Source organism: Psychrobacter okhotskensis, assembly GCF_013248965.1.
GTDB lineage: Bacteria > Pseudomonadota > Gammaproteobacteria > Pseudomonadales > Moraxellaceae > Psychrobacter > Psychrobacter okhotskensis.
In genome coordinates this window covers 1-780 of sequence record NZ_JABRVQ010000071.1, presented here as the reverse complement: position 1 = coordinate 780, position 780 = coordinate 1, and the positions used below count along the sequence as shown (strand labels likewise).

The window sequence follows — 780 nt, the reverse complement described above, 5'->3', positions numbered from 1 at the left end:
TCAGCTATCGCGTCAGCGAACTCTTTACTGGTGTAATGCGTGCCTTGGTCAGAGTGGAACAGCACACCGCTTGGTTTAAGGCGAGTCTGATACGCCATCTTTAGCGCTGATGCGGTCAAGGTGCTATTAGGTGAATCGAATACGCTAAAGCCAACCACACGGCGAGCAAACAAGTCTAAAACAACCGCTAAGTAGCACCAGCCACCTTTGATACGGATGTAGGTCACATCGCCTGTCCAGACTTGATTAGGCGCATCTGGGTTAAAGTTTCGGTCTAAAAGGTTGTCATAGGTTCTATGCGCCTCGTCAGCGTGTTTGTATTTGTGGGTCTTGAGCTGGCAGCTGATTAAACCCATTCGCTCCATAAGCTTAGTCGCTAAGTAACGCGTTAGCTTAATGCCATACTCGTTAGCTAAAATGGCAACTATAGTCCGAGCCCCTGCTGATTGCTTTGAGTCGTTGAATATTTGGCGTATTAAAGACTGGAGTTTGACTCGCTCAACATCAATAGGCTTAGTCTTAACACCATAGTAGTAACTACTTCTAACCACATCAAACAAGTCACACAGCTTCTTCTTACTTAATCTTTTGTCCTGCTCTGCCAGCTTTTTAATCAACGATAGACGTTGAGGTTGTCCGATGCCAGCAGAGCTGAAGCCCACTCGAGCATAGCTCTCCCCTTGCGTCGGGGCGAAGCAGTGCTTCGCTTAATCCCTCCTCATTTAGGATGTCTTTCTCTATCTTAAGCTGTCTGACTTCTCGCTCAAGCTCTTGTATGCG

The 780-nt window shown here is 47.1% G+C and carries 1 protein-coding gene; it reads right to left on the bottom strand.

What is annotated here, in order from left to right; translation table 11 throughout:
- Positions 1-617 (bottom strand): IS3 family transposase (locus tag HQR03_RS14095; protein ID WP_217271613.1); only part of this gene is annotated, 617 nt, incomplete at its 3' end.
- Between the last annotated feature and the right edge of the window lie 163 nt (positions 618-780).